Genomic DNA, 25,829 nt, shown 5'->3' with positions numbered 1-25,829 from the left:
GCGTCGGGGGGCGACGATGGAGTGCCAGAACCTCACCCCATTCGACGCCCTGGCCTACAGCGCCCTCGACGCGCACGACGAGGAGCACCATGTGCTCGCGCTCAAGGCCGCCTACCGGCTCGTCCCCGGGGACGGCGGGGAGGCGACCCACCGCTGCGAGCTCCTCCTGGACGACGGCGCCGGGCGGCTGCTCCTGCGCGACGCGTTCGAGGGGGAGGCGAACGCGTCGAGCGTCCGCGCCGAGAGCGACCTCGCGCCGTTCAAGCCGCGCTGCGACGTGCTCGTGCGCGCGACCGCGTGGGCGCCCGGGGAGGAGCCCGCGGAGCGCTGGACGGCCCGGCTGCGCGTGACGGGGCGCGGCGCGCCGCCCCCCGGAGGCGACGCCGGCGGCCGCGAGCCGCCGCGGCGCGCGCTCGTCGACAAGACGCTGGAGGTGTGCGGGCCGCGGTGGTTCGAGCGCGCGGCGGAGGGCTGGCAGCTCACCCGCCCGGAGCCGGCGGCGAGCGTCCCGGTGCGCTGGGAGCGCGCCTTCGGCGGCCGCAGCCTCGTGATCGCCGCGCCCGGGAGGGCGCCGCTCCTCGACGAGGTGTGCTTCACCAACCCGGTCGGCTGCGGGTGGATGGAGGCGCGCACCCTGGACGCGCTGCGCGACGCCGGCGCGCCGGCGCCCGACCGCGTCGCCGCGCCGCAGATCGAGCGGCCCGACAGCCGGGTGACGCGCCTCGCCGTGGCGTCGCACCCGCCGCACGCGGTGGACGCCCCGCGGATGGCGGAGATCGCGGCGGACTACCCGTTCGCGCCGGCGGGCCTCGGGTGCGTGGGGCGCGCGTGGACGCCGCGGCTCCAGCGCGCGGGCACCTACGGCGAGGCGTGGGTGGCGGGCCGGCACCCGTTCCTCCCGGACGACTTCTCCTTCGCGTACTGGAACGCGGCGCCCGACGATCAGCAGATCCCGCACCCCGACGTCGGCCTGCGCGTCGAGCTCTGGAACCTCGCTCGCCCCGGGCTCGCGTGCGACGGGCGCGTCGCGTTCGAGCTGCCGCCGCACCGGGCGTTCGCGATGGTCTGGATCGCGGGGCTGCCGGTGCCGGTGCCCGCGGCGCTCGACACGCTCTCGGTGGACGCCGAGTCCATGGTCGTGACGTGCGTGTGGCGGGCGCTCGTGGCCCGCGCGCTCGGGGTGCAACGGATGGAGGCGCGCTTCGAGGTCGACCCGCGCGCCCCGCTCCTGAAGATGGCGGTGGGCCGTGGCTGAGAACGTCCTCTCGCGCAAGCAGGAGCCGTGGATGGCGGTGTCGTGCGCGCCCGACGTGTGCAAGACGCCGATGGGGTCGAGCACGCCGCCCGTGCCGTACAACGTGGTCTCCAGGCTGGAGCCCGCGCTCGACGCGAGCGAGGACGTGCACGCCAACGACGGCCGCGTGCAGAAGCACGCCGCGACCGTGATGCCCACGACCGAGGGCGACGAGCCGGGCAGCGCGAAGGGCGTCGTGAGCGGCACCGTGGGCCAGCAGAGCTGGTCGCAGACGCACAGCCCGAGCGTCCTGGTCAACGCGCACCCGGTCGTGCGCCACGACGACCTGGCGCAGATGAACGGCGACAAGGCGGCGCAGGACAAGGCCGACAAGAGGGCGCGTTACAACTGCCGCAAGGAGCAGATCGAGGCGGGCAAGAACAGCGACGACCCGGCGACGCGCGAGGCCGCCGCGCGCTTCGAGCGCAACACGATCGCCGCGGAGAAGGCCGCGCTCTCGGGCCACACCTACGACCCCTCGAAGCCCGCGCCGACCGGGTGGCGCGACGTCAGCGACGACCCCGAGGCGCTCGCGCGCTACGGGCTCACGCCCGGCGATCTCGACGGCAGCCGCCCCGGCGCCACGCGGCTCTACGAGCCCGACCCGGACGTCTTCGGCGGCGACATGCGGCCGACGGTGGCCTTCCGGGGGACGGAGAACGGCGCGGACTGGCAGAACAACTTCGCGCAGGGGCTCAACATGGACTCGCCGTACTACCGCGACGCCGTGCGCGTGGGGAACACGCTCGGGAACAGCGTGGACTACACGGGCCATTCGCTCGGCGGGGGCCTCGCGTCGGCGGCGGCGACGGCGGGCGGCTCGCGCGGCTGGACGTTCAACGCGGCGGGCCTCAACCCGGGCACGGTCACGGGCTACGGCGGCACGGAGCGCCCGGCCGACATCGCCGCGTACCGCGTCCAGGACGAGGTGCTCACGGGCGTCCAGGAGCAGGGGTGGAAGGGCACCCTGGCCGCGTGGGCCGCCGGCGGCCTGTGGGGCGCCCTGGCCAAGGTGGGCCTGAGCGCGGTCATGCCGGACGCCGTCGGCACGAAGCACGAGCTGCCCGCGTCGAGCCTCGACCCCTACAACCGCCACCTGATGCCCGACGTCATCAACGGCATCGAGAAGCAAAAGCAGGCGGACCAGCGGAAGATCGCCGAGAAGACCGGCAAGCGATGCTGAGCGGAGCCACGATGCGCGCGCCCGACCCCGACCGCTTCTTCCTCGGCCCGCAGCGCGAGCTCGCGCGGGCCATCGCGGCCGGCGATCCCGCGGCCGTCCGCGCGCTCGCGCCGTCGACCGATCTCGACGCGCCCGGCGCCGAGCACATGACGCTGCTCGTGTTCGCGATGCACTGGGCGTCGGGGCAGGAGCCCGCGCGTTTGCAGATCGTGACCGAGCTCGTGCGCGCGGGCGCCGACGTGCACCACGTGGTGCCGCCCCTCTCGAGCGCGCTCGATCTGGCGATCCTGGCGAAGAGCCCGGCGTTCTTGCGGGCGATGCTCGACGGCGGCGTGTCGCCCGACGCGCGGGTCGGCCGCGGCCACACGCCGGCGCTCTTCCGCGCGACCTCGGAGGCCACGGTCGAGAGCATGCGCCTCCTGCTCGACCGCGGCGCGGACGTGGACGCCCGCGACTCGCTCGGGACGCCGGCGATCACCTACGCGCTGCGGGCGCTGCAGCTCGACCAGGTGGAGGAGCTGCTCGACCGCGGCGCCGATCCGCGCGCGGTGAACCGCCTCGGTCAGTCGTTCGCGCGCGTGCTGGAGGAGCTCATGGCGCGGCAGCTCCCGGGCTCGGCCGCGCTCCGGAAGATGGCGGCGCTCCGCGACCGGATCGTGCGGGCGGGGGTGCGGTGGCCGCCCGACCCCCCCGAGGTGGAGCGCGAGCGGATGCGGCAGCGCGGCGAGGAGCCGATCGTCCCCGTCGGCCAGCCGAGGTGAGGTGACACCATGGGATCCGGCAACACCATCGGGCGCATCGTCGGTCAAACCCCCGCGCGCGCGGTCCCCGTGGAGCAGGCCAACCCCGCCGTGCAGCTCGTTCAGGGCGTCGAGCGGCTCGCGCCGATGTGGCGGCAGATCGAGGGGCTCGTGCAGCGGCTCGGGGGCGGCGGGCGCGGCGGCGCGCCGGCGGCGCGCGTCGGAACGAGCGGCGAGGGGGCGGGCGCGCCGGGGCCCGGGGACGTCGCGTCGCCGGAGGAGCTCGCCGCGCGGCTCACGGCGCTCGGGCGCCTGGTGCGGACGCCGCCGGAGGCGATGGACGGGCCCGCGCGGCCCGATCAGGTCCGGACGCGGCAGATCACCGAGGAGATCCTGCGGCAGGCGATGGAGGTGTCGGGGCCCCGCGGCCAGCCGGTGCACGCGCTCGCGCTCGGCGCGGCGCGCGAGCGGATCGAGGCGCTCGCGGGGACGGCTCCGACGCCGGCGCAGGCGGCGCAGGCCGTGGAGAACGCCGCGACGATGGCCCTGATGCGCGGCGTCAACGGGCCGGTGCTGGAGATGCTCCGGTCGGTGCTCGCGGGGCTCCAGCGGGCGCTGCGCCTGGTTCAGGGCATCACGGGCAGGAACGACGGCGCGCAGATCCGGAGGTGAGGGGATCCGGGTGTCCGGGTGGGCGGCCGGATGTCCAGATGGGCGGCCGGATGTCCAGATGAGCCGCCCCGGTGTCCAGATGAGCCGCCCCGGTGTCCAGATGGGCGGCCCGGGTGTCCAGATGGCCGGCCGGGTGTCCAGATGGGCGGCCCGGCGGGGAGTCAGATGAAGACGACGGGCTGCTCCCAGATCGCGAGGACGATGCAGCCCTCGGCGCTCGACACGCTGTGACGGGTGCCCGGCGTGTTCACCACCAGCGTGCCGGCGCGGTGGTGCCCGCGCTCGTCCGACTGCGAGCCCGCGAGCACGAAGATGTGCTCATGGCCGCGATGGACGTGCTGCGGAACGGACGCGCCCGGCGCATACCGCAGGAGCGCCGCCGATGCGCCCGCATCGCCGCTCCCGTAAAGCTGGTGGATCTCGACGCCTTCCCGGAATCGACGCCACGGGATCAGATCCGGATTGGCAGTGAGCGCCGCCACATCCGAGACGATGAACGGCAACTGCACAGGTGCTGCATCCCGCGTTGCTGCTGGATTCGTGGACATCATCGCGAATCTCCCGTGTTGGTGGGACCTTGCCACATCGCGCCGCGCACGCTCAATGGCAATCGCGTGGGACGCGAACAATTCGCGGGCGGGAAAACTTTCAGAAATGAAGACGAGCGTACAGATCCAGGGTGTGAAGAGCACCCTGAGAAATCCGCGCCTCGCCGGTGGGGCCGACGCGCCACGCCGCCGGAGCTCCCTCGCCCTCCTTGGCCCGCTGCTCGTCTCGCTGTCGCTGCTGCCGGCGGTCGGCTGCAGCAAGGAGGCGCCTGGCGATCAGCCGCTCACGGTGGGCTTCATCTACGTCGGCGCCCGGGATGATTACGGCTACAACCAGGCGCACGCGGAGGGCGCCGCCGCGGTCGCCAAGCTGGCCGGCGTGAAGACCCGCGAGGAGGAGAACGTCGCCGAGACGGTCGCCGTGCAAAAGACGATCGAGAGCATGATCAACCTCGACGGCGCGGCGGTGATCTTCCCGACGTCCTTCGGCTACTTCGATCCGCACATCCTCAAGGTGGCGGAGAAGTACCCGGACAAGGTCTTTCTCCATTGCGGCGGCCTCTACGACGCGTCGAAGCACCCGAGCAACGTCGGCAGCTATTTCGGGTACATCGACGAGGCAGAGTACGTGTCCGGCGTCGTCGCCGGGATGACGACGAAGAGCGGCAAGCTCGGCTTCATCGCGGCCAAGCCGATCCCGCAGGTGCTCCGCAACATCAATGCCTTCACGCTGGGCGTCCGGAGCGTGAACCCGAGCGCGACGACGGCCGTGATCTTCACGGGCGACTGGTCGATGCCCGTCAAGGAGGCGGAGGCGGCGAACAGCCTCATCGACCAGGGCGTCGACGTCCTGACCGCCCACGTGGACTCGCCCAAGGTGATCATCGAGCTCGCCGAGCGCCGCGGCGCCTTCAGCACCGGCTATCACACGAATCAGGCGACGCTCGCCCCCAAGGGGTACCTGACCGGGGCCGAGTGGAACTGGGCCAAGGTGTACACCGACTACATGGCGTGGATCCGCGAAGGGAAGCCGTATCAGCACCTCCTGCGCGGCGGCTTCAAGGAGGGGTTCGTCAAGCTCTCGCCGTATGGCCCCGCCGTCTCCGAGGAGGCGAAGAAGAAGGCCGAGGAGGCGAAGACGGGGCTCACGGAGGGGACGCTCGTCATCTTCAAGGGGCCGATCAAGGACAACGAGGGCAAGGTGGTCATCGACGCGTCCGCCGAGCAGAAGCAGACCGACATCGTGCTGGAGAGCATGAGCTACCTCGTGGAGGGCGCGATCGGCTCCGTGCGACACTAGAGCGATGTGGCCCTCCGGCGCTCAGAGCGCCTTGAGGACCGCGGAGGCCGGCGCGGTCCAGCCGACGATGGCGCCCTGGGCGCGGACCATCTCCAGGGTGGCCGCCTTGAACTCGGGGAAATAGCTCTCGGTGGCGTCCTCGATCAACAGGCACTCGTAGCCGCGATCGTTCGCCTCGCGCATCGTGGTCTGGACGCACACCTCGGTGGTCACGCCGGCGATGAGCAGCTGCGAGACGCCGAGCGCCGCGAGCCGGGCGTCGAGCCCCGTCCGGTAAAAGGCGCCTTTGCCCGGCTTGGGGATGACGAGCTCCCCGGGCGCCGGCGCGAGCTCCGGGACGAAGTCGTTGCCCGGCTCGCCCAGCACGAGGATGCGCCCCATCGGCCCGACATCGCCGATCCGCATGCCCGGCGCGCCGCGGCTCCGCTTGGCGGGCGGGCAGTCCGAGAGATCCGGCCGGTGCCCCTCCTTGGTGTGGAGGATGGCCAGGTCGCGCTCGCGGAACGCGTCGAGCAGCGACCGGACCGTCGGCACGATGCGCTGGAGCCTGCGGACGTCGTTGCCGAGCGCCGCGCCGAAGCCGCCCGGCTCCAGGAAATCGCGCTGCATGTCGATGACGAGCAGCGCCACGGCGTCCGGCTCGGCGAGGCGGAACGGGTGCGGACGCGCCGCGATCTCGGGGGCGCGCGCGGTCATCCGTGCCCCGCCATCGCGCGGCCGATCTCCGCGACGTCCGCCGCGGCGACCGTCGCCTCGTGGACGATGCGGCCCTCGCTCATCACGAGGATCCGGTCGGCCATCGCGAAGATCTCGTCGAGGTCCGCGCTCACGAGGAGCACCGCCGTCCCGCGGTCGCGCGCCCCGAGGATGCGGGCGCGGATCTCGGCCACGGCCGCGAAATCGAGCCCGAAGCACGGGTTCGCGGCGATCAGCAGCTCGATCCCCTCGTCCGAGCCCGTGCCGAGCTCGCGCGCGAGCACCGCGCGCTGCACGTTCCCGCCCGAGAGGCTGCCGATCGGCGCGTCGACCGAGGGCGCCTTGATGGCGTACTCCCGGGCGAGGCGCTCGGCCGACCGCCGCAGCGCCGCGCGGCTCACGCCGAAGCGGAGCGCGGTGAACGGCGGCGTGTCGAAGACGCGGAACCCGATGTTCTCCGCGACCGACATCGCCGGCACGCACGCGTTGCGCAGCGGCTCCTCGGGCAGGCACCGCACCCGGTGCCGCCGGGTCTCGTCGCGCCCCGCGCCGTACGGCTCGCCGTGGACCAGCACGCTCCCCGCCCGCGCGGAGCGCTGCCCGGCGAGCACCTCGACGAGCTCCTCCTGCCCGTTGCCCGAGACGCCGGCGATCCCGACGATCTCGCCGCGGCGGACCGTGAGCGTCACGCCGTCGAGCGCCGGCCGCCCGCGATCGTCGGCCGCGGCGAGCCCCTCGATGCGCAGGACCGCATCGCCGGCGGGCGCGCCGCCACGCGTCGCCGAGACCTGCGGCGGCTGCGCGCCGACCATCATCTCGGCCATGGCCGCGGGCGTGAGGTCCTCGATCTTCCCCCGGCCCGCCACCCGGCCGCGCCGCAGCACCGTGACCTCGTCGGCGAACGCCATCACCTCGCGGAACTTGTGCGAGATCATGAGCACGCTGATCCGCTGGTCCTCGGCCATGCCGCGGAGCGTCCCGAGCACCTCGTCGGCCTCCGCGGGCGTGAGCACCGACGTCGGCTCGTCGAGGAGGATGATCCGGCTCCCGAGGTAGAGCTGCTTCAGGATCTCGAGCTTCTGCTTCTCGCCCGCGGACAGCTCGCGCACGGCCGCGTCGGGGTCGAGCCGGAAGGGCATGCGCGCCATGAACGCGCGGATCGCCTCGCGCTCCTTGCGCCAGTCGATCACGAGCGGGAGCGACGGGCGCGCGAGCACGAGGTTCTCGGCGACCGTCATGTTCATCACCAGCGTGAAGTGCTGGTAGACCATGCCGATCCCCAGCGACCGCGCGTCGCGCGGGCTCCGGATCGACAGGGCGGCGCCCTCGACCCGCACCTCGCCCGCGTCGGCCTGGTGGTCGCCCATGATGCACTTGACCAGCGTGCTCTTGCCGGCGCCGTTCTCGCCGAGGAGCGCGTGGAAGCTCCCGGGCGCGACGCGCAGCGACACGTCGTCGAGCGCGAGCAGCGGCCCGAACCGCTTGGTGATGCGCGCGGCGGAGAGCGCCGGCGGGGGCGCGGGCGGGCCGGGCTCGCGGGGCGTCGCGGCGGCGCGGAGCGGCCGCGCCGCCGGGCTCGAGAGGGCGCGCGGGTCCATCACGACGCGATTGCCTCCAGGAGCGCGGCGGAGGTCGAGACCGCGCCGAACACCCCGTTCTGCATCGTGATCATCTTGAGGGCCGCGGCGTGGTTGCCGGGATCGGTGGCCGCGCAGCAGTCGGAGAGCAGCAGGCACTCGTAGCCGCGATCGTTCGCCTCGCGCATGGTCGTGTGCACGCAGACGTCCGTCGTGATCCCCGTGAGGATCAGGTTGTCGATACGGCGCTGGCGGAGGATGAGATCGAGGTCGGTCGCGCAGAACGAGCCCTTGCCGGGCTTGTCGATGATCGGCTCGCCGGGCAGCGGCGCGAGCTCCGGGATGATCTCCCAGCCGGGCTCGCCGCGGACGAGCACCCGCCCGCGCGGCCCCGGATCGCCGATGCCGACGCCCGTGCCGCGCCCGCCGTCGGTCCGGCGCGAGCGCCACCGCTTGTTCGCCGGGAGATCCGAGAGGTCCGGCCGGTGCCCCTCGCGCGTGTGCAGGACGTGGTAGCCGCGGCGGCGCGCCGCCGCGAGCACGCGCTGGATCGGCGCGACGCAGGCCCGCGTGAGCGCGATGTCGTAGCCGAGCAGGTCGATGTACCCGCCCTCGCCGCAGAAGTCGGTCTGCATGTCGATGACGATCAGGGCCGTCGTCTCGGGGCGGAGCGCCCCGTCGTACGGCCAGGCGTAGGGGTCAGCGGCCACGTAGGTCATGCGTCGGGTCCTCCTGTCCTTCTGCGGTTCGCTCGAAGTCGTCGTCGTTCGGGTCGTTCGGGTCGTTCGGGATCCTCGGGGCTCATCGGGCGAGCGTGAGCTCGGCGGGCTGGTCGCGCAGGGTGCGGGTCGCGGAGCTCGCGGCGACCATGATGGCCAGCGTGACGATGTAGGGCGCGGCGTTGAAGAGGTGGTAGCCCCAGGTGATGCCCACCGACTGGAGCGCCGGGCCGAGCGCGCTCGCGCCGCCGAAGAGGAGCGAGGCGGCGAGGCAGCGGACCGGGTTCCAGCGCGCGAAGATGACGAGGGCCACCGCCATGAGCCCCTGTCCGCTCGACAGGCCCTCGTTCCAGCTGCCGGGGTAGAAGAGCGAGAGGTACGAGCCGCCGACGCCGGCGAGGAAGCCGCCGGCCATCGTCGCGCGCCGCCGGACGAGGTTCACGTCGACGCCCATCGCGCGGGCGGCGTCGGCGCTCTCGCCGACGGTGCGGAGCACGAGGCCGAGGCGGGTGCGGCGCAGCATCCAGAGGAGGAGCGGGGCGAGCGCGGCGCCGACGAGGAAGAGCGCGTTCACCTGGAGCGCGGCGCGCACCTGCGGCAGATCGCTGAAGAAGCCGAGCGAGATCGCGGGCAGGCGGGGCGCCGTCGGCTTGATGAGCGGCTTGCCGAGGAAGAAGGCGAGGCCGACGCCGAAGAGCATGAGCGCGATGCCGACCGCGATGTCGTTGACCCGCGGCTTCGCGCACAGCCACGCGTGGAGCGCGCCGAGCGCCGCGCCGAGGAGGCCGGCGGCGAGGACGCCGAGCCAGGCGGAGCCGGTGAGGTGCGAGACGCCGTAGCCGCCCATCGCGCCCATGACGAGCGTGCCCTCCAGGCCGAGGTTCAAGCGGCCGCTCTTCTCGGTGAGGCACTCGCCGAGGCTCACGAAGAGGAACGGCGTGCTGATGCGGATGGCCCCGGCGGCGACCGCGAGGGGGATGCCCCAGAGGCCCAGCGCGGCGGCGTCGCTCATCACGCCACCGACGGCGCGGGCGCCGCCTGCCGGAGCTCGGGCTCGCGGGCGACGCGGGCGCGCCCGTGGAGCGCCTCGCTCGCGAGGATCGCGATGAACAGGATCCCCTGGAGCACGCTCACCGCGGCGTCGGGGAGCTGCGCCGTGCGCTGGAGCAGGCCGCCGCTCGCGCCGATGCCGCCGAGCAGGAGGGCGACCGGCATGATCGCGAGCGGGTCGTGGCGCGCGATGAAGGCGACGAGGACGCCGGTGTAGCCGTAGCCGCTGACGAGCGACGCGTTCGCCCGGCCGTGGACGGCCGCGACCTCGACCATCCCGGCGAGCCCCGCGCACGCGCCGGCGAGCATGCAGGTGATCACGACGAGGCGCCTGACCGGCAGGCCGGCGAGGAGCGCCGCGCGGACGTTGCCGCCGCTCATCGCCGCGGCGAAGCCGAAGGTCGTCCGGTGCATGAGCGCGTAGCAGAGCGCGCAGGCGAGGACGCCGCAGGCGAGGCCCCCGTGGACCTCGACGCCGGGCAGGTTGCCGAGCGCGTAGTCGGCGCCGATCGGGGCCGTCGACGGCTTGTTCAGGCTCGCCGGGTCGCGCAGGGCGCCCTCGACGAGGTGGTTCAGGAGCGCGATCCCGATGTAGTTGAGGAGCAGGCTGCTGATCGTCTCGCTGACGCCGCGGTAGACGCGCAGCGCGCCGGCGAGGCCGATCCAGAGCGCGCCGGCGGCGAGCCCCGACAGGGCCATGGCGGCGAGCGCCGCGGCGGGCGGCGCGCCGAGCGCCCGCGAGGCCAGCGCGGCCGACGCGGCCGAGAGCCCGCCCACGACGACCGCGCCCTCGCCGCCGATGACGATGAGGCCGAGGCGCGCCGGCAGCGCCGTGCAGAGCGCCGTCAGCATGAGCGGGGCGGCGCGCAGGAGGGTGTTCTGGAACGAGAACCACGTGCCGAAGGCGCCGCGGTACATCTCGTAATAGACGCTCAGCGGGTTCGCCCCCTGGGCGGCCACGAAGGCGCCGAACGCGAGGAGCGAGGCCGCGAGGGCCCCGACGGGGATGACGATCGCCTCGGCTGTCTCGCGCCCGAGCAGCCCTTGCGGGAGGAGCTTCACGCCGCCGAGGATAAGGGGTCCAATATTTCCTCTCTTTTTCGGGGATCTTGCGGGTCGGCGACGGTGGTCGCGAGGGCTGGTGCGATGTGGTGGCCGCGGCGACCGCGAACGATCCGCACAGCGCGCCCGCTCCCCTTCGGGTCCCGGCCTTGCACGCCGCGCACCTCGGCCTGGTGACCCCGACAGGAGGTGTCTTTGGCATGCGGTGCGGCGGATCGTTTCTGCTTGTCCTGGGCACCAGCGTCTCTCTGGCGATGGTCCCGACGCGCGCGGCGGGCGCCGTCGACCTGACCTGTGCGTCGAGCGCGACCCTGGAGGCGCTCGTCTCGTGCATCCGCGATCATCTGCCCGGCAGGGGCTCACGCAGGTTCGTCGCCCCGAGCTTCATGGAGATGAGCGCCTGGCGGAGCGTCGCCTTCGCCATGCTGCGCGGCGATTGCGGCTTCGCGCTCCCTTACAGCCTGTCGCCTCTGGCGCAGAACCGGCGATTCCACGACGCCGAGACCGGCCGCAGCTATTGCGTGCTCATGGAGACCGCCGACTGGGACGGGGACGGGATCTTCGATCGGGGCTTCGGCGCCTTCATCGTCGACGCGAGCGCGGAGCGGGAGCTCAGCCATCAGGTGGCGCACCCGATCTCCGACACGGGGACGGAGACGCAGGCCGTCACCATCTTCAAGGAGACCCGATCTCGCACATTTCTCCTGGCCGGCGCGCACCGCGATGCGAGCCCGGGCGAGGGCGGACTCCTCGGATCGTCGGCGAGCTGGGACGCCGCCCACAACACGGCGACCATGTTCCACGCGACGCACATGGAGATCATGGCGTATTACGGGGAGAAGCCGTGGTGGGCCATTCAGTGGCACGGCATGGCGGAGGACACGTGCGAGAGGGTGGATGTGCACCTCTCTCACGGCGTGGATACGCCCCCCGCGGCGGGGGACAAGATCCTGGAGCTCAGGGCTCACCTGCTCGCCCGCGAGCCGACATGGCGGATCAGCGTCGCCGGCAGCGGCCTGTGCTCGCTCGACGCGACGAGCAACGTCCAGGGGCGGCTCCTCAACATCGCGCCGGCGGGGGGGAGCTTCGGTGCTCTCGCGGCGCCGCCCTCCACCAGGCGCTTCGTCCATATCGAGCAGCACGCCGGGTTTCGAGATCCGGACCGGTGGGTCGACGCGGTGCTGGCCACCTGGCCGTGAGGCCGTCCGCCGTCGCGTGAGGAATGCCGACCTCCTGTACCGGCACGCCAAAGCAGGAGCGCATCGCGTCATTCGTAGGGCTGGAACGCCCTATTCCTCATGGGGCCGGAACCACGAACGATGTCGTGAACGGGGCCGGCCCTCCGCGAGGACGCTCGACGACACGCGCACAAAACGAAGCATTTTACCATGATTCGCCCTCGCTCCGCAATCCGACGAACGTGCGTCTATCGCCGGCGTGTGCCCCGTCGTAGCGTCCCCGTCGCGTCCCCGTCGCGTCCCCGTCGCGTCCCCGCGCGGTCCGAGCCTGCCGCGGGCGCCCTCACTGGAGCCGGAGAACACCCATGACCCGTAAAGGTACGCTCATCCCGATCGCCTCCCTCCTCCGTATCCTCGTCCCGATCAGCCTCGCGCTCCTCGCGGGCGGCTGCTCGCAGGCGCCGGCGGAGATCCACGAGCGCCCCGGCGGGGACGAGGCCGCGCTGACCGACGCGCAGCGCCTCGCCGTGCATCGAGGGGGAGGCCGCGTTCACCCCACGAGCTGCGGGGACCGCCCGAGCGAAGCCCCGTCGAGCTTACCCTACTGGACCGCGATCGCGCAGAACGGAGCCATCCCCGACGCCCTCTGGGACGGTTCGAGCGCGTATCAGGACGGCCGCTTCTACATCTTCGGCGGGTTGAACGGGACCTACCCGGACGACGAGCCCGTCGCCGATTTCAGCGTCTTCGACGTCGACACGCGGACCTGGCACGATCTCGGCCAGTACACGGGCGGGCCCTCCGCCCGGGCCGAGGCGATGATGTGGAGCGTCGCCGAGGACGACGCCCTGTTCGTCTCCGGCGGGAGAGGTCCTTTCCGGCGCGGGCTCGATCTCACGCACCAGGACACGTTCCGGTTCGATCGGGCGCACGGGTGGACGCAGATCGCGCAGAAGCCGGCCGAAGTCCGGCTCGCGAATCGCTCCACGGAGGCGGTCGCCGTGCGAGGGAAGGGGAAACGCAAGACCGTCGCGTACGCATTCTCAGGCTCGTCGTCGACGTTGTCGGCCTTCATCAACCGCCCGGACGGTCTCCAGCACGACCTGGTCCGCTACAAGAACGGCTGGAAGCAGGTCGCGACCGGCTCGCCTGTCCCGCGCGCTCGAGCCCATCATCCGCTCGTGTACTCCGAGGGCTGGAACGCCCTCTTGGTCTATGGCGGATACACGAACGACGCCGTGAACGGGACCGGCCTGTTCACGCCGGAGAACTACCTCGGCGATCTCTGGATGCTCGACGTCGACACGGAGACCTGGGAGCAGATCTCCTTCGACGAGGACAGCGGACCGGGCCACCGCGACAACGCGAAGCTGATCGCCGACGAGCGCGGCCATCGAATCTGGCTCTTCGGGGGCAGCCAGTTCGACGGTACCACCCTGTCCGACGTCTGGTACTTCGATCTCGACACCGGGGATTGGACGCGCGTGGACACCGCGATGGCGGGGCCGGCGCCGGCGCCGAGGTTCGGCCAGTTCTCCTTCTCTCGCAGGACCGCCACCGCCTACGAGCTCTACATCTTCGGGGGAGCGACCGCGGAGTTCGCGCCGGTGCTGCTCAACGACATGTGGAGATTGACGATCCCCCTCGCCGGCGACGGCTGAACGAGCAGGAAGTCGGCCACGGCCAGGAGGCGTTCTTAGGAACGATTAAGGCGACATCGGACGAGCTCGGCGTTACCAGTCGTGGGGCAGCGACATGAATCGCGTAGGAGGTCACAGGGCCTTGCTGGTCCTGGCCTCCACGGGCGCGCGCGTCGCTGACAACAAGATAGGAGAAGAGAAATGGCAACGTCCGTAGTGTTTGGTTCGGTGAGGCAGTCTGACGGCGGGATGCTGAACCCCGGCTCCGGGGGCTGGTCTTCCACGAGGGTTTCGACGGGGAGGTACAAGATCACCTTCAATGCCACGTCGTCGCAGGCTCCGATCGTCGTCGTCACGCCGGTCGACGATGCCGGCAGACAGTCCGCCGACAACCAGTTCTCGACGTACAACCACGAGCACAGCCCGCCAGCGGTGTATGTCTGCTCGGTCGACAAGGCTAGCGGTGCGCTGGAAGACGCGAACTTCTCGTTCGTCGCCTACGTCGTTCAGTCGTAGGGCGCATCCTGCCCGGCGGCTCTCCTCGGGTCGTCGGTGGCGACGATCCTCCTCCCTCCGTTGAAGACCACGCCACGCCCTCACACCCCTCCACGGCCGCGGCTCCCGACGTGATGTGCGGACCGCGCTCTCCCCACCCGGGGTGGATCGCCGCTCCCAGCCTGCACCTGCCGTGACGACCGCTCCTCCGGCGGCCGGAGGGCGGAGGTCTGCCCAAAAAAACGTCCGGCGAGGCGCGCATGATGCTCAGCGACCGGAAAATTCGGGATCTCGGCACAGCCACCCACGACGGTGAGGTCGTCTTCTTCGGCACCAGTACCCGACCCAGGCGCCGAAGAGCGCGCCGCGGAGCGCTGTCTGGCTGGCTCCCAAAATTTCACATTCCCTGACATTTGTGCTCCCTTCTCCTCCAATGCCGGGTCGTGCGCCTCGCTTTGTCCAGACAAGCCATAGGGGTGAAGGGCCCTCCCGCGCCGCGCAGGCGCCGGGGATCGCGCGGGCTCAGCTTGTGTGCACGAGCGACGTCGGCGAGGCTCGGGAGGCCTTCCGCCGCGTTTACGTGGACGCGACCCTCGAGCCCAGGCGCGGCACATCGTTCGGCTGTGCGATGGAGGTCGCCTCCTTCGGCACAATCCGTGTCGTGACGGGCGACTGGCCCGGCGGAGGGCGGGCCTTCGTGCCGGCAGTCGGGGAGCAATACATCCTGTCTCTCTCGGCCGAGGGCGAGAGCGCCGGCGACCACGCGGGCGAGCCCTTCCGCGTCGTGCCGGGCCGGCGGGGCGCGCTGTTTTCACCAGGGCGATCCTGCTCGCTCGATGTCAGCGGGGAGTTTCACGGGCGGACCCTCGTGATCGACCGCGGAGCGCTCGACGCCCACTTCACCACGCTCACGGGCGCTGCGCTGCGCGGCCCGATCCGGTTCGGTACGGCGCTCGACATCGAGGACGGACCGGGCCGCACGGTACACGAGGTCGCGCAGCTCTTCCGCCGCCAGATCGAGCAGTCATGGGCCTCACCGATGCTGCTCGCCGGGCTGCGTGGTGCCCTCTTCACGAGCCTCCTGGTCCACACCCGGCACAGCCTATCGGAGGTCCTCGATGCACCGCCGCCGCGCGTGGCCCCGGCGTGCGTCCGCAAGGCTGAAGAATACATGGCCGCGCGCGCTGCGGAGCCCATCACGCTGGCCGACATCGTCGCCGCTGCGGGCGCGCCGGAGCGGTCCCTGCGAGCAGCCTTCGTGGCGAGCCGGGGAGTGCCACCGATGGATTTCCTGCGGTGGCGCCGGTTCGAGCTCGCGCGCCGCCAGCTGGCCGAGCCCTCGGCCGGCACGTCGGTCGCGGGCGTCGTGGCCGCGCTCGGGCTCGGTAACCCGGGGCGGTTCAGCGTCGACTACAAGCGCCGGTTCGGCGAGAGCCCCTCCGAGACGCTGTCCGCGGGGCGCGCGGCCGCGGGCCTGCCGCGCCTCCGGCCGCGACGCCGGCCCTGAACGTCACGAGCGCTGGCACCCACGAGCAACAACTCCGGCGACAACGCCACCCCGGGCCAACTGCCCGCAGCACACCATGGCATACCGGCAGCCGGGCTCGACCTCGACGTATCGCACAGATCGCTACCGATCGCGTGCGCGAACGATGTCGCCTGTCCAGAAACGGCAGCGAACTGTCCACGAACGGCAAGACAAACGCGCGGACGAGCTCGTCGCTGTTGCATCCTCGCCTGAACCTATGGTGGAAGATCGCTCTGTCATCGGACTCGGCAGGGTCGCCGCGGTCGGTCACGGCGGTGCGTCGTGGTGTCCGCAGGTGAGGCATTCAGGCAGCAGCAGGCGGCGGCGCGCGACTGGACCTGGGCGACGGGAACCGGCGGAGCGCACTCACCGAATGCCATGCAGGGGCCTGCGTCAACATCACCTCGGCAAGCGCCGATTCGACACTGGCATCTAACTTGAATATGCCGGCCGACCCTTCTCCAGCCAGCGCAAGCACAACCTTGAAAGGATGACCCATGCGGTATCTTGCAGGTTCACTTCTCCACGCTCTGACGATCCCGGCTCTCTCCACCCTGCTGCTCGCAGGCTGTACCAGCGCCGGCCCCTCCGCGGCCGACGGCGACGAAAACGGGGACGCCGTGGGCGGGGGACATGACGCGCTCACCCCCGAGCAGTGCACCTATTTCGATCCCGGCGGCACGGTCCAGATCTGCCACCACACCGGCTCCGCGACGAAGCCGTACACGATCCTTCGTATCAGCGACAAGGCGTGCATCAACGCGCACAGCGCCCACGACGGTGACTACATCACCAGCACCGACCCGAGCTCGCCGCTCTACGACCCGACCTGCAACGGCCAGGGCTGCCTCCCCGTGAACGCGCCGTGCGACGCCACCCTCCCGTGCTGCGATGGCCTGCTGTGCCAGAACGGTACCTGCACCGACCCCTGCGCCTCGGCCCCCTGCCAGAACGGCGGCGCCTGCGCCGCGACCGAGAGCGGTTACACCTGCACGTGCGCGCCCGGCTGGACGGGGACGAACTGCGAGACCAACATCGACGAATGCGCGCCGAGCCCCTGTGTCCACGGCACGTGCAACGATGAGGTCGACGGGTACACCTGCACGTGCGCGCCCGGCTTCTCCGGGACGAACTGCGAGACCAACATCGACGACTGCGCGTCGGGCCCCTGCGTCCACGGCGCGTGCAACGATCAGGTCAACGGGTACACCTGTACGTGCGCGCCCGGCTGGACGGGGACGACTTGCGAGACGGCCGTCTGCGTCCCCACCACCTGCGACGCTCAGGGAGCGACCTGCGGCTCGATCGCCGATGGCTGCGACGGGACGCTCGACTGCGGCTCGTGCGGGTCGGGCTTCACCTGCCAGAGCGGCACCTGCCAGCCCACGGGGCCCACGGGGCCAGCGTGCCCGTGTGATGGCATGCCCGGGTGGGGTCCCCCTGCTCCCCCCGTCCGGTGCATCAACTACTCGGGTTTCATGGGCCCCGGCAGCATCTACTACTATCTGAAGAGTGACGCCAATGGCCACGAGGGCCCCTTCGTCGAGTTCGCTGTCAACGGCCAGTTCGGTCCGGAGCCCGACCAGTGCGGATACGTGTCGGTGGCCAACACCCTCACCACCATGCCGCTCACCAGCCAAGCTCAGGCGGACCTCTGCGTGCAGAGCTTCCTGAGCTTCGCCGGCAGCTGCCCCTGAGCTGGGCGACGCTGCGTCAACATCACCTCGGAAAGCGCCGCGAGGCTCCAACGTCATCGTGGGATCTCCACCCGCGCGCGGCAGTGCGCCGGAGGCTGGTCGGCCTCAGTAGAAGTCGTACCTGGCGCTCAGGGCAGGCATGAAGAGCGGGAAGAGCGGGGCCGTGAGGGGCTCGGCCGGAAACCAGGCCGAGGCGGCGTGATCGACCCCAGCGGCGGTGTCGACGAACACCCGCTGGCTCGACGCCGGCCTCGGCACGGCGATGAGCAGGGGCACCGCGAGCCCCAGGGTGAGCTCGACCCGCCTGGCCAGCCGGACGCCGGCGCGCACCTCGGGCGCGACGTACACGAAGCGCGCCGCCGCGCTCCGCTCGATCGGGCCGAACGACGGCGCGCCGCTCGTCGACGCCCGCGCGCTCGCGCGCGACCCCGCGACCGCGCCGAACAGCCCGCCGGCGCCCAGCCGCGCGTGGAGCAGGAGGCGCTCGCCCGACGAGTACCCGACCCAGGCGCCGAAGAGCGCGCCGCGGAGCGCCGTCGTGTCGTCGACGCGCACCGCGTACGACGCCCCGCCGGCGGCCTCGAGCGTCGCGATGCGCCCACGGACGGCTTGCTGCACGCTCAGATAGCCCGCGGAGGCGCCGAACGAGAGATGATCGATGCCGTACCCTCCGTGGACGAGCAAGCTGGCGCCAGACCCGAGGGGTTCGCTGCAGGACCCCGGGCACACCGCCGGCGTGCCTCCGCCGAACGACGCCACGAGCGGCGCCGCGGCGCTCACCTCGGCGAGCCAGCGGGGCGTTCGGCGCGGGCCGCGCGCCTCGCGGTCGTCGATGGCCCCGGCGTCTCGCGCCAGCCGGATCCGGCGTGCGTCCGGCCCCTCCCTCGGCGGCTCGGCGGTCTCGTGCGCGCCCGTCTCCTGGAGCCGGATCAGCCGCGCCGTCACCTGGACCGTCTCCCCGCCGTCCACGTCGAGGCGCTGCTCGAACGGCTGGTACCCCGCCTTGACCACGCGGACGGTGTGGGGGCCGCGAGTCACGCGCAGAGGGGCGCCGAGCGGCAGCTCGCCGCGCGGCACGCCGTCGAGCAGGACCGTCGCGCCGGGCTCGGCGCCCGCGATCCCGATGGCTCCGACGGCATTGTAAAGGAGCTTTACCACCAGCAGGATATCGCGCCTGTCCTCGCCCTTGAGCCGCTCGGAGAAGTCGCGCAGCGCGCTCTCGTACAGCTCGATGGCCTCCAGGTAGCGCTCGAGCTGGATGAGACACGCGGCGGCGTTGGTCGTCCCGTTCAGCGTCATGAGCAACGCGCGCGATGTCTGGAACTCGGCGAGCGCCTCGGCCCAGCGCTCCTGATCGCGCAGCGCGATGCCGCGCTGGAAGTGCGCGCGCGCATCCTCGCGACGCCGAACCTCGCCGGGCCCGCCCGGCTGCGCGGCGGCGAGCGAGCCGAAGGGCAGCGGCGCCAGGAGCGCCGCCGCGAGGAGGAGGCCGCCATGCGCGGAGCGTCGGCGCGCCGTGCTGGGCATCGCGCGCGCCCTCATTCGAAGGCGTCTCCGGCCAGCACGCCGCTGCGCGGCTTCCCGTGCGCCTCCGCGGCCGCGCCGGTCGGGCACCTGGGGGGGACCTGCGCCGCCGGGGGGCAGACGCACGCCGGACCCTCGCTCGGCCGCGCGGCGCCGAGCGCAGCGCCCAGCGCGGATCCGGGCGGCGATTCCATCGCCAGGTGACCCGCCAGCACGTCGTGCTCGGCGGCGACGCCGGGCAACATGGATTCGAGCGCCGGCTCCGGCGTCTCGGCGAGCTCCGGCGTCTCGGCGAGCTCCGGCGCGGCGGCGTCGACGGCTTCGGCGGCCGGCGGCTCGGCGGGCGCGGCCGGGAGGAGGCCGCGCCCGGAGCGGCGCGCCGCTCGCGCCAGCGCGGCGAGATCGAGCGAGGGCGGCGAGGCGCCGGCGTCCGTGAGGGTCACGGTGGTCTCGCCGTGCCGTGCCCCCCTGGAGACGCGCACCCGGTGCGTCTGCCCGACCTTGCCCGAGAGCTCGATGACGCCGTCCCGCCGCCGCACCGGGACGCCGTCGACCTCGACCACGGCGTCGGCGGGCAGGACGAGCAGCTTCACCCGGCGCTCGCCGGCGCCGAGCCTGTGCACCGCCGGCCGCGCCGCCGCGGGGGCGCGGGTCTCGACGACGATCTCGCCGGCGGACGTCGCCGGCTCGGCTCCGCCCTCCTCGACGCCGGGCTGCCCGCACGCGCCCAGGGCCGACACGAGCACCAGCGCCGCCGCCGCGGCCGTGTCGCGCGCCATCATCGCCCCCGGCCCTCCGCGAGGAGCGGCGCGCGCTGGTACGAGCGCTCGCACGCCGCGTGCCGATCCCGGGCGGCGGACGCGGTCTCACCGAGGTAGGTGACGCGCATGTACGGCGGCAGGCAATCGGTATGCGCGGTCAGCAGGCGTTTCTGCAGGGTGTCCACGTCGATGCTCCAGGTGTGAATGCCGTTGTCCATGGCGACGGTCATCAGCCGTTGCCCTCCGTCGAGGAAGGCCAGCGCGATGACCGGCGCCGACGCTCCGAGCACGATGGGAGCGCCCTCGCCGGCAGCGCTCCAGAGGCGGACGGTGGCGTCGGCCGACGAGGTGACGACGCGCTCGCCGTCGGGGCTGAAGAGGGCGCGGAGGACCGCGCCGTCGTGCCCGCGCAGCACGACGGGCTCGCCCTCGCCGCGCGCGCTCCACACCCGCGCCGTCCCGTCGTCGGACGCCGTCACGACGCGCTCGCCGTCAGGGCTCCACGCGCCGGCGTGGACGCCGCCGCCGTGCCCGCGCAGCACGACGGGCTCGCCCTCGCCGTCGGCGCTCCACACCCGCGCCGTGTGGTCGAGCGACGTGGTGAGCACGCGGGCGCCGTCAGGGCTCCACGCGGCCGAGGTGAGCCAGTCCTCGTGCCCGCGCAGCACGACGGGCTCGCCCTCGCCGTCGGCGCGCCACACGCGCGCCGTCCCGTCGTCGGACGCCGTGACGACGCGCTCGCCGTCAGGGCTCAACACGGCGGCGCGCACCTCGGCCTCGTGGCCCCTCAGCACGACGGGCTCGCCCTTGCCGTCGGCGCTCCATACGCGCGCCGCGCGATCGAACGAGGCCGTGACGACGCGCGCGCCGTCGGCGCTCGGCGCCGCGCTCGCCACCCACCCCTCGTGACCCCTGAGCACGACAGGCTCGCCCTCGCCGTCGACCCGGAAGACGCGCGCCGTCCGGTCCTCGTGCGCGGCGACGACGCGCTCGCCGCCCTCCACGATGGACGCCGCGTGGAAGAAGCCGAGGTCGCGACGCCGGTGCGGCATCGCCCGGAGCGGCTCGGCGCTCCACACCCTCGCGGTGCGGTCGGACGAGCGCTCCCACGGATCGGACGCCGCGGTGACGACGCGCGCGCCGTCGGGGCTCCACGCCGCGGAGCGGAGCGGCGCGCGGTGCCCGACCAGGACGAGCGGCGGGCCGCTGCCGTCCGCCGGCCAGAGGCGCGCCGTCCGGTCCGCGGAGGCGCTGGCGACGTACTCGCCGTCGGGGCGCCATGAGACGAAGGTCACGGCGAGCGCGTGGCCGGAGAGCACGACCGGCTCGGCGTCGCCGGCGGCGCTCCAGACGCGCACGGTCCGATCGGCCGAGGCGGTGGCCACGCGCAGGCCGTCGGGGCTCACGGCCGCGTGCAGGACGCTGTCCTCGTGCCCGGCGAGCACCACGGGCGCGCCGGCGCCGGCCAGCGTGAAGACGCGCGCCGTCCGGTCGCGCGAGCCGGTGACGACACGCGCGCCGTCGGGGCTCACGGCCACGGCGATCACCTCGCCGGTGTGCCCGCGGAGGACGCGGCTCCTGCCCTTCGCGATCAGCCAGACGCGCGCCGTCCGGTCGTCGGAGGCGGTGACGACGCGCGCGCCGTCGGGGCTCCACACGGCCGCGTTGATGCGGCCGCGGTGGCCCGTGAGGACGACCGGATCGCCCTCGCCGTCCATGCGCCACACGCGCGCGGTGCCGTCGGCCGAGGCCGTGAGCACGCGCGCGCCGTCCGGGCTCGCGGCCACCGCGGTGACGGCGCCGCGGTGGCCCCTCAGCACCACCGGCTGACCGGCGCCGTCGGCGCGCCACACGCGCGCGGTGCCGTCCTCCGAGCCCGCGAGCGCGCGCTCGCCGTCGGGGCTCCACGCGGCCGCGAGGATGGCCCCGCCGCCGCCCTCCAGCACCACGGGCTGGCCGGTGCCGTCGGCGCGCCACACGCGCGCGGTGCCGTCGGCCGACGCCGTGAGCACGCGCGCGCCGTCGGGGCTCCACACGGCCGCGGCGAGGGCGCCCGCGTGCCCGCGGAGGGTCGCGCGGAGCGCGTTCGTGTTGAGGGCGTCGCTCGCCAGCTCGATCCAGCCGCGGCGCGCGCTCGGCAGCTCCGCCTCGGGCAGGAGCTTCATCGCCAGCGGGAGCTGCGCGCGCACCGCGAGCTCGCGGAAGCCCGCGAGGATCCTGGCGTCGTGCGCCTCGGAGCGCCGCTCCTCCGCGGCGTCCCGCTGCCGGTCGGCCTCGCGTCGAGCCCGGGCCTCCTCGACGCGCAGGCGATCGGCGCGGAGCTTCTGGGTGTACGCCACCGCGCCGAGCGCCGCCGCGCCGGCCGCGACCACGAGCGCCGCCGCGGCGACGGCGGCGGAGCGGCGCCGCCGCGCGCGCTCCTCGGCGAGCCTCGCCTCCGCCTCGGCCCGCTCGCGCCGCCGCGCCTCCAGGTGCTGGCGCTGCCGCCGCTGATCGAAGACCTCGCGCGCCAGCCAGTCGTGGCCGATCTCGAAGTACCGGCTCCCCTGGTGCTCCGCCGCGTGGAGGATGGCCGCCCCCTCCAGCGCCCTCAGCGCCGGCCCGAGCTCGTCCGCGGGGAGGACCCGGAGCAGCTCCTTCTCGGTGCGCAGCGTGCGGCTGCCGTCCGCCGTCACCAGGTGATCCTCGAGCAGCCGCTCGGCGCCGCCGCGCAGCGCGCCGAGGCCGGCGAGCGTCGCCTCCAGGTACCGGCGCAGGATGGCCTCGGCCTCGACCGCGTCGACCGGCGCTCCCTTCGCGCGCTGCTCGAAGAGCGCGCGGCACACGATCTGCGCGTACGCGGCCTGCGCCTCGGCCTCGTCGCCCGCGGCCTGGCCGGGCACGCGCACCTGGAGCAGGAGCGGGCGCAGGTCCGCCGGCGCCCACGCCTGCGGCGGCTCGCCGGCGGCGGCCGCCTGGCAGACGGCCTCGCAGAGCTCGGCGACCGTGAGCGGGCCGACGCGGAAGCCGTGATCGAGGAGCCGGCGGTGCTCGCGCAGCCGATCGCGGAAGCGGCCGAGGTAGTCCTCGCGGAGCGACAGCACGAGGCGCAGGTTGCGGGTGGGCAGGCCGGCGAGGCGGTCCACGCAGTCGAAGAGCGCCTCGGCCTCGGCCGCGCCGCGCGTCGCGTAGAGCAGCTGCTCGATCTGATCGAGGTAGACGACGGCGAGCCGCGGCGACCCGCGCGCCGCGCGCTGCGCCGCCGTGAGCAGCGCGTCCGCGGGCGAGGCGCCGGCCGGCCGCTCGCCGAGGCCGAGGGCGCCGTACACCGCGTCCGCGAGCCAGCGCGTCGGGTCCTGATCCTCGGGCCAGGCGTCGACCCGCGCCACGCGGACATCCTGGCGCTCGATGAGCGACGGGAGGACCGCCGCCTGCACCAGGGAGGACTTGCCCGCGCCGGACGGCCCGAACACGGTGACGCAGCGGTTGGCGAGGATCGATGCCTCGAGCCGGTAGGCCAGGTCGCCTCGCCCGTAAAAGCGATCACGGTCGGAAGCGCGGTAAGGTTGCGGACCTGGAAAGGGGTTCTGCATTGCGGGGCAGCGAGAGCGAGTAAGAGCGAGGAAGAGCGAGTAACAGACGGACTCGGCGCAAACACCTTATTGCTTCTTAAGGAGCCAGAGGCCGCTCCGGGGCTCGCGACCGACCCGGGGGTGGCGCGCTCCCGGGGGGCGCGCACTTGTCGGGCGACTCCGAGCGGGTCACCCAGCGACGGAGGTCGATGTTCACCGTCCCCAGGAAGGCTCCCTTGAGCACGCGGACGTTGTAGGTGACGCCGGGCGCCGTCCTCTGCGCCTTCCCCCACGCGCCGAGGGTGCCGCCGAGATCGATCGACGCGCCGCCCTCGCACGAGAGCTTCCCCTTCCAGGCCGCGCCGGCGGTGTCGAGCGCCGCGATGTTGAACGAGCACGCGTCGAGATCGCAGACGTTGCCCGGACCCACGGCCGCGCCGGCGCAGTCTCTCTTCTGGTAAACCACGCTGAAGCACTCGGGGTAGTCCGCGAAGAAGAGAGAGGTCCCCTGGAGCCTCCGGCCCGACGCGCTCGACGCGCTCACGGAGGTCCCTCCGAGCGAGGAGGCGTCGATCGCCAGGGTCGCCGCGACCGCCTCCTCGGCCGCCACCTCGAGCGTCCCTGCCTTGATCGCGCGCGTCAGCACCCTGACGTAGCTCGTCCCGGTGTCGGCGAACAGGCTTGTGCACGCGCCGCTCGCGTCGAGGTACACCGCCGAGAGCCTGCTCTCCACGAGGTCCGTCAGCGTGATGCTCGCGCTCCGCTTCGACGACACGCCGGCCGAGGGGGCGACCTTGACGGCAGCGCCGAGGTCGCCGGAGAGCTTCCCGTCGAGAACGTCCCCGTAGTGGAGCGTCACCTTCGACCAGCTCGGCGCCGCGGTGCCCTGGTCGCCGTCGAAGCAGGCGTTGGTCTCGGGCTGGTCCCCGAGCAGCCGCCGTCCGAGGCTCGCGGCGCCGCTCGCCGGCGTCCGCGCGCGGTAGTCCGGCGCGAGGTCCTTGATCGCCTTGTCGAGCGTGACCGTCGCGGTGCTGGCGCAGGCCGCGACCGGGAGCGCGGCCAGCGCCGCGATCGCGAGGCGGATCGGTGAGCGGCTTCTGTCATCGTCAATCTTCACGGTGGATCTCCTTCGAGGGCGCCGTGGCCGCGGTCAGGGCGAGACGGCCGAGAGGACGTCCTCGATCTCGGCGGCGAGCTGGTCGACGTCCGCCGACGCGTCGCTGGCGAGCCAGTCGACATCGTCCTTCCGGCGGTAAACCTCGGCGCGGATCCGTGGGACGACCACGAGCTCTTCATCCTCGGTGAGCTCGTCGGCGAGCAGGGTGACCGAGAGCTCGCACACCTTGATGCTGCCCTCCGGCTCGGGGATCCGCAGGGTCACCGAGGCCGTGGCGCTCTCGGCGTCGAGGCGCGCGGCCGCGCGGCCCTCGAAATGGACGGACAGGGCCTTGCCCACCGACCGCAGCAAGGCCTGTACCGCGCGCCTCGGTGGCTCGCCGGGGCCGAGCCGCGTACGAAGAGAGACGCCGACCGTCACCCACGACGACCCGCCGAACGCGATGGGCTCATCCCGATTCATGTGTTCTTCCGCTGACACGGGCATACCTGCCATGAAACGGACGACGACGCATTTTGTCAGCTTAAGAGAAATTAAGGAGCAACGCGTTCACGAGAGGCCGCGCCGGACGTCGTGAGCTTCGGAGCAGCGCCGTCCCGCCGCGGCATCGGTCGCTGTCTCGAGGAGGGCTGCGGTGTCAGTCACCGTTCGGATTATAAACGATGGTTTTTCCGGTGGTGTCGATGAGCGCATAGGAGTAGTCGGGAGGGAAGCTGATGGACTTCGCCTTCGGGAGCAAGTCCAGCGGGTACCACCAGTCGGGGGCGCCCGCATACATCCACGTGTTGCCGGCTGAATCGAGGGCATAGTACGACATGGCGCCTGCGGACATCACCTGGACCAGGGTTCCGCTGGTTTTGTTGTTGGGGATGGGGTCAGTCCAGCTGCTCTCCGCGAAGATGTACTGGTGCATGTGGCCAGAAGTAGAGAGCCCCATCAGATACCAATTCCTCCCCCCTGAGTTCCAGAATGCGCTCACCTGCTTCATCCCGCCGCCGTTGAGCATGCTCCAGGAGTTCGTGCTCGCGTTGTACTGATAGACGTTGCCTGCCGCGTTGACCCCCCAGACCCCGGACCCGTTGTTGACCCCAACGGCCACCTGAACCAGCGTGCCGGGCATCTGGACCCAGGGGTTTGTCCCGTTGTATTTGTACACGTTGCCCGCCGCATTGACTCCCCACACCGTCCCGTCCGTCGAGGCGCTCACCTGGACGAGCGAGCCAGGGATCTGCGTCCAGCTGCTTCCGGAGTAACGGAAGATGTTCTGGGCGCCATCAACCCCCCAGATGGTGGGGCGGCCTCCAACAGGGTAAGAGACGGCGGAAATCTGAGTCATGGTCGTGCTGAGCGTGAGGGGCATTGTTTCTATCTCCTTCGTCCATTCGGCGCCAGGCTCCGTCGAGCAGATCGCCCCGATGGAACGGCGCTTCGAGGCCCCGCGGACGACGCCATCGTCCTTCCGTCGGTGCCATCTCGATGTCGGTCGTATCCGTCGTC

The 25,829-nt window shown here is 72.6% G+C and carries 22 protein-coding genes; 10 read left to right on the top strand and 12 right to left on the bottom strand.

Annotated elements, in window-relative coordinates; all coding sequences use genetic code 11:
- Nucleotides 1-16: 16 nt before the first annotated feature.
- Genes WME98_RS52175 through WME98_RS52160 form a run of 4 tightly spaced genes read left to right on the top strand, consistent with a single transcriptional unit; the run spans nt 17 to nt 3,889 of the window.
- Nucleotides 17-1,255: a DUF2169 family type VI secretion system accessory protein gene (locus WME98_RS52175; protein WP_437949037.1), complete on the top strand. Its 1,239-nt coding sequence runs from the start codon at nt 17-19 to the stop codon at nt 1,253-1,255.
- Nucleotides 1,248-2,477, top strand: coding sequence for a DUF4150 domain-containing protein (locus tag WME98_RS52170; RefSeq protein ID WP_437949036.1), 1,230 nt, complete (start codon nt 1,248-1,250; stop codon nt 2,475-2,477). Before WME98_RS52175 ends, WME98_RS52170 begins: the two co-directional genes overlap by 8 nt.
- Entirely contained in the window at nt 2,471-3,238 is a 768-nt protein-coding gene (locus WME98_RS52165; RefSeq protein WP_437949035.1) for an ankyrin repeat domain-containing protein, read from the top strand. The genes WME98_RS52170 and WME98_RS52165 overlap by 7 nt, the downstream gene beginning before the upstream one ends.
- A gap of 9 nt (nt 3,239-3,247) precedes the next feature.
- Entirely contained in the window at nt 3,248-3,889 is a 642-nt protein-coding gene (locus WME98_RS52160) for a hypothetical protein (RefSeq protein WP_437949034.1), read from the top strand.
- A gap of 161 nt (nt 3,890-4,050) precedes the next feature.
- Here the strand turns inward: WME98_RS52160 and WME98_RS52155 are convergent, their stop codons facing one another.
- Nucleotides 4,051-4,440 carry a cupin domain-containing protein gene (locus WME98_RS52155; protein WP_437331289.1) on the bottom strand — a complete coding sequence of 130 codons (390 nt, stop codon included), beginning with the start codon at nt 4,438-4,440 and terminating at the stop codon, nt 4,051-4,053.
- A gap of 103 nt (nt 4,441-4,543) precedes the next feature.
- Between WME98_RS52155 and WME98_RS52150 the strand changes: the two genes are divergently transcribed.
- Nucleotides 4,544-5,737, top strand: a complete 1,194-nt coding sequence (locus tag WME98_RS52150) for a BMP family ABC transporter substrate-binding protein (RefSeq protein ID WP_437949033.1) — start codon at nt 4,544-4,546, stop codon at nt 5,735-5,737.
- Between the two features lie 21 nt (nt 5,738-5,758).
- On the opposite strand, the gene WME98_RS52145 is transcribed toward WME98_RS52150, so the two are convergent.
- The 5 genes from WME98_RS52145 to WME98_RS52125 all read right to left on the bottom strand — a co-directional run bounded on the left by WME98_RS52145 (nt 5,759) and on the right by WME98_RS52125 (nt 10,841).
- Complete coding sequence (locus WME98_RS52145; protein WP_437949032.1) at nt 5,759-6,433, bottom strand: cysteine hydrolase family protein; 675 nt, start codon at nt 6,431-6,433, stop codon at nt 5,759-5,761.
- Nucleotides 6,430-8,031, bottom strand: coding sequence for an ABC transporter ATP-binding protein (locus tag WME98_RS52140; RefSeq protein ID WP_437954140.1), 1,602 nt, complete (start codon nt 8,029-8,031; stop codon nt 6,430-6,432). The genes WME98_RS52145 and WME98_RS52140 overlap by 4 nt, the downstream gene beginning before the upstream one ends.
- Nucleotides 8,031-8,729 carry a biuret amidohydrolase gene (gene biuH / locus WME98_RS52135; RefSeq protein ID WP_437331286.1) on the bottom strand — a complete coding sequence of 233 codons (699 nt, stop codon included), beginning with the start codon at nt 8,727-8,729 and terminating at the stop codon, nt 8,031-8,033. The genes WME98_RS52140 and biuH overlap by 1 nt, the downstream gene beginning before the upstream one ends.
- A gap of 82 nt (nt 8,730-8,811) precedes the next feature.
- The gene (locus WME98_RS52130) at nt 8,812-9,741 is read right to left on the bottom strand and encodes an ABC transporter permease (RefSeq protein ID WP_437949031.1); all 930 of its coding nucleotides are present in this window, start codon (nt 9,739-9,741) and stop codon (nt 8,812-8,814) included.
- A complete protein-coding gene (locus WME98_RS52125; protein ID WP_437949030.1) occupies nt 9,741-10,841 on the bottom strand; it encodes an ABC transporter permease in 1,101 nt (366 codons plus the stop codon). The genes WME98_RS52130 and WME98_RS52125 overlap by 1 nt, the downstream gene beginning before the upstream one ends.
- A 200-nt stretch (nt 10,842-11,041) precedes the next feature.
- On the opposite strand from WME98_RS52125, the gene WME98_RS52120 reads away from it, so the two are divergent.
- The 5 genes from WME98_RS52120 (at nt 11,042) to WME98_RS52100 (ending at nt 17,379) form a co-directional block, all read left to right on the top strand.
- Nucleotides 11,042-12,040: a hypothetical protein gene (locus WME98_RS52120; protein ID WP_437949029.1), complete on the top strand. Its 999-nt coding sequence runs from the start codon at nt 11,042-11,044 to the stop codon at nt 12,038-12,040.
- Between the two features lie 344 nt (nt 12,041-12,384).
- The gene (locus WME98_RS52115; RefSeq protein WP_437949028.1) at nt 12,385-13,680 is read left to right on the top strand and encodes a Kelch repeat-containing protein; all 1,296 of its coding nucleotides are present in this window, start codon (nt 12,385-12,387) and stop codon (nt 13,678-13,680) included.
- A gap of 180 nt (nt 13,681-13,860) precedes the next feature.
- Entirely contained in the window at nt 13,861-14,175 is a 315-nt protein-coding gene (locus WME98_RS52110) for a hypothetical protein (RefSeq protein ID WP_129576976.1), read from the top strand.
- A 412-nt stretch (nt 14,176-14,587) separates the two neighbouring features.
- Nucleotides 14,588-15,661 (top strand): AraC family transcriptional regulator, encoded by a 1,074-nt coding sequence (locus WME98_RS52105; protein ID WP_437949027.1) that lies wholly within the window; start codon nt 14,588-14,590, stop codon nt 15,659-15,661.
- Between the two features lie 518 nt (nt 15,662-16,179).
- The gene (locus WME98_RS52100) at nt 16,180-17,379 is read left to right on the top strand and encodes a calcium-binding EGF-like domain-containing protein (RefSeq protein ID WP_129576974.1); all 1,200 of its coding nucleotides are present in this window, start codon (nt 16,180-16,182) and stop codon (nt 17,377-17,379) included.
- Between the two features lie 105 nt (nt 17,380-17,484).
- Here the strand turns inward: WME98_RS52100 and WME98_RS52095 are convergent, their stop codons facing one another.
- The 6 genes from WME98_RS52095 to WME98_RS52070 all read right to left on the bottom strand — a co-directional run bounded on the left by WME98_RS52095 (nt 17,485) and on the right by WME98_RS52070 (nt 25,692).
- On the bottom strand, nt 17,485-18,906 hold the full coding sequence (locus WME98_RS52095; RefSeq protein WP_437949026.1) for a PEGA domain-containing protein: 1,422 nt from the start codon (nt 18,904-18,906) through the stop codon (nt 17,485-17,487).
- A gap of 11 nt (nt 18,907-18,917) precedes the next feature.
- A complete protein-coding gene (locus WME98_RS52090; protein WP_437949025.1) occupies nt 18,918-19,685 on the bottom strand; it encodes a hypothetical protein in 768 nt (255 codons plus the stop codon).
- The gene (locus WME98_RS52085) at nt 19,682-23,236 is read right to left on the bottom strand and encodes an nSTAND1 domain-containing NTPase (RefSeq protein WP_437949024.1); all 3,555 of its coding nucleotides are present in this window, start codon (nt 23,234-23,236) and stop codon (nt 19,682-19,684) included. The genes WME98_RS52090 and WME98_RS52085 overlap by 4 nt, the downstream gene beginning before the upstream one ends.
- 76 nt (nt 23,237-23,312) lie before the next feature.
- Complete coding sequence (locus tag WME98_RS52080) at nt 23,313-24,332, bottom strand: hypothetical protein (protein ID WP_437949023.1); 1,020 nt, start codon at nt 24,330-24,332, stop codon at nt 23,313-23,315.
- 33 nt (nt 24,333-24,365) lie between these two features.
- Nucleotides 24,366-24,794 carry a hypothetical protein gene (locus tag WME98_RS52075; protein WP_437949022.1) on the bottom strand — a complete coding sequence of 143 codons (429 nt, stop codon included), beginning with the start codon at nt 24,792-24,794 and terminating at the stop codon, nt 24,366-24,368.
- A gap of 175 nt (nt 24,795-24,969) precedes the next feature.
- Complete coding sequence (locus WME98_RS52070; RefSeq protein WP_437949021.1) at nt 24,970-25,692, bottom strand: tectonin domain-containing protein; 723 nt, start codon at nt 25,690-25,692, stop codon at nt 24,970-24,972.
- Nucleotides 25,693-25,829 lie beyond the last annotated feature (137 nt).

Origin of the sequence: Sorangium sp. So ce296 (genome assembly GCF_051529605.1) — a bacterium.
In the GTDB taxonomy this organism is placed as follows: domain Bacteria; phylum Myxococcota_A; class Polyangia; order Polyangiales; family Polyangiaceae; genus Sorangium; species Sorangium cellulosum_D.
The sequence above is the reverse complement of the archived record's forward strand: the minus strand, read 5'-3'. Positions and strand labels throughout refer to the sequence as shown.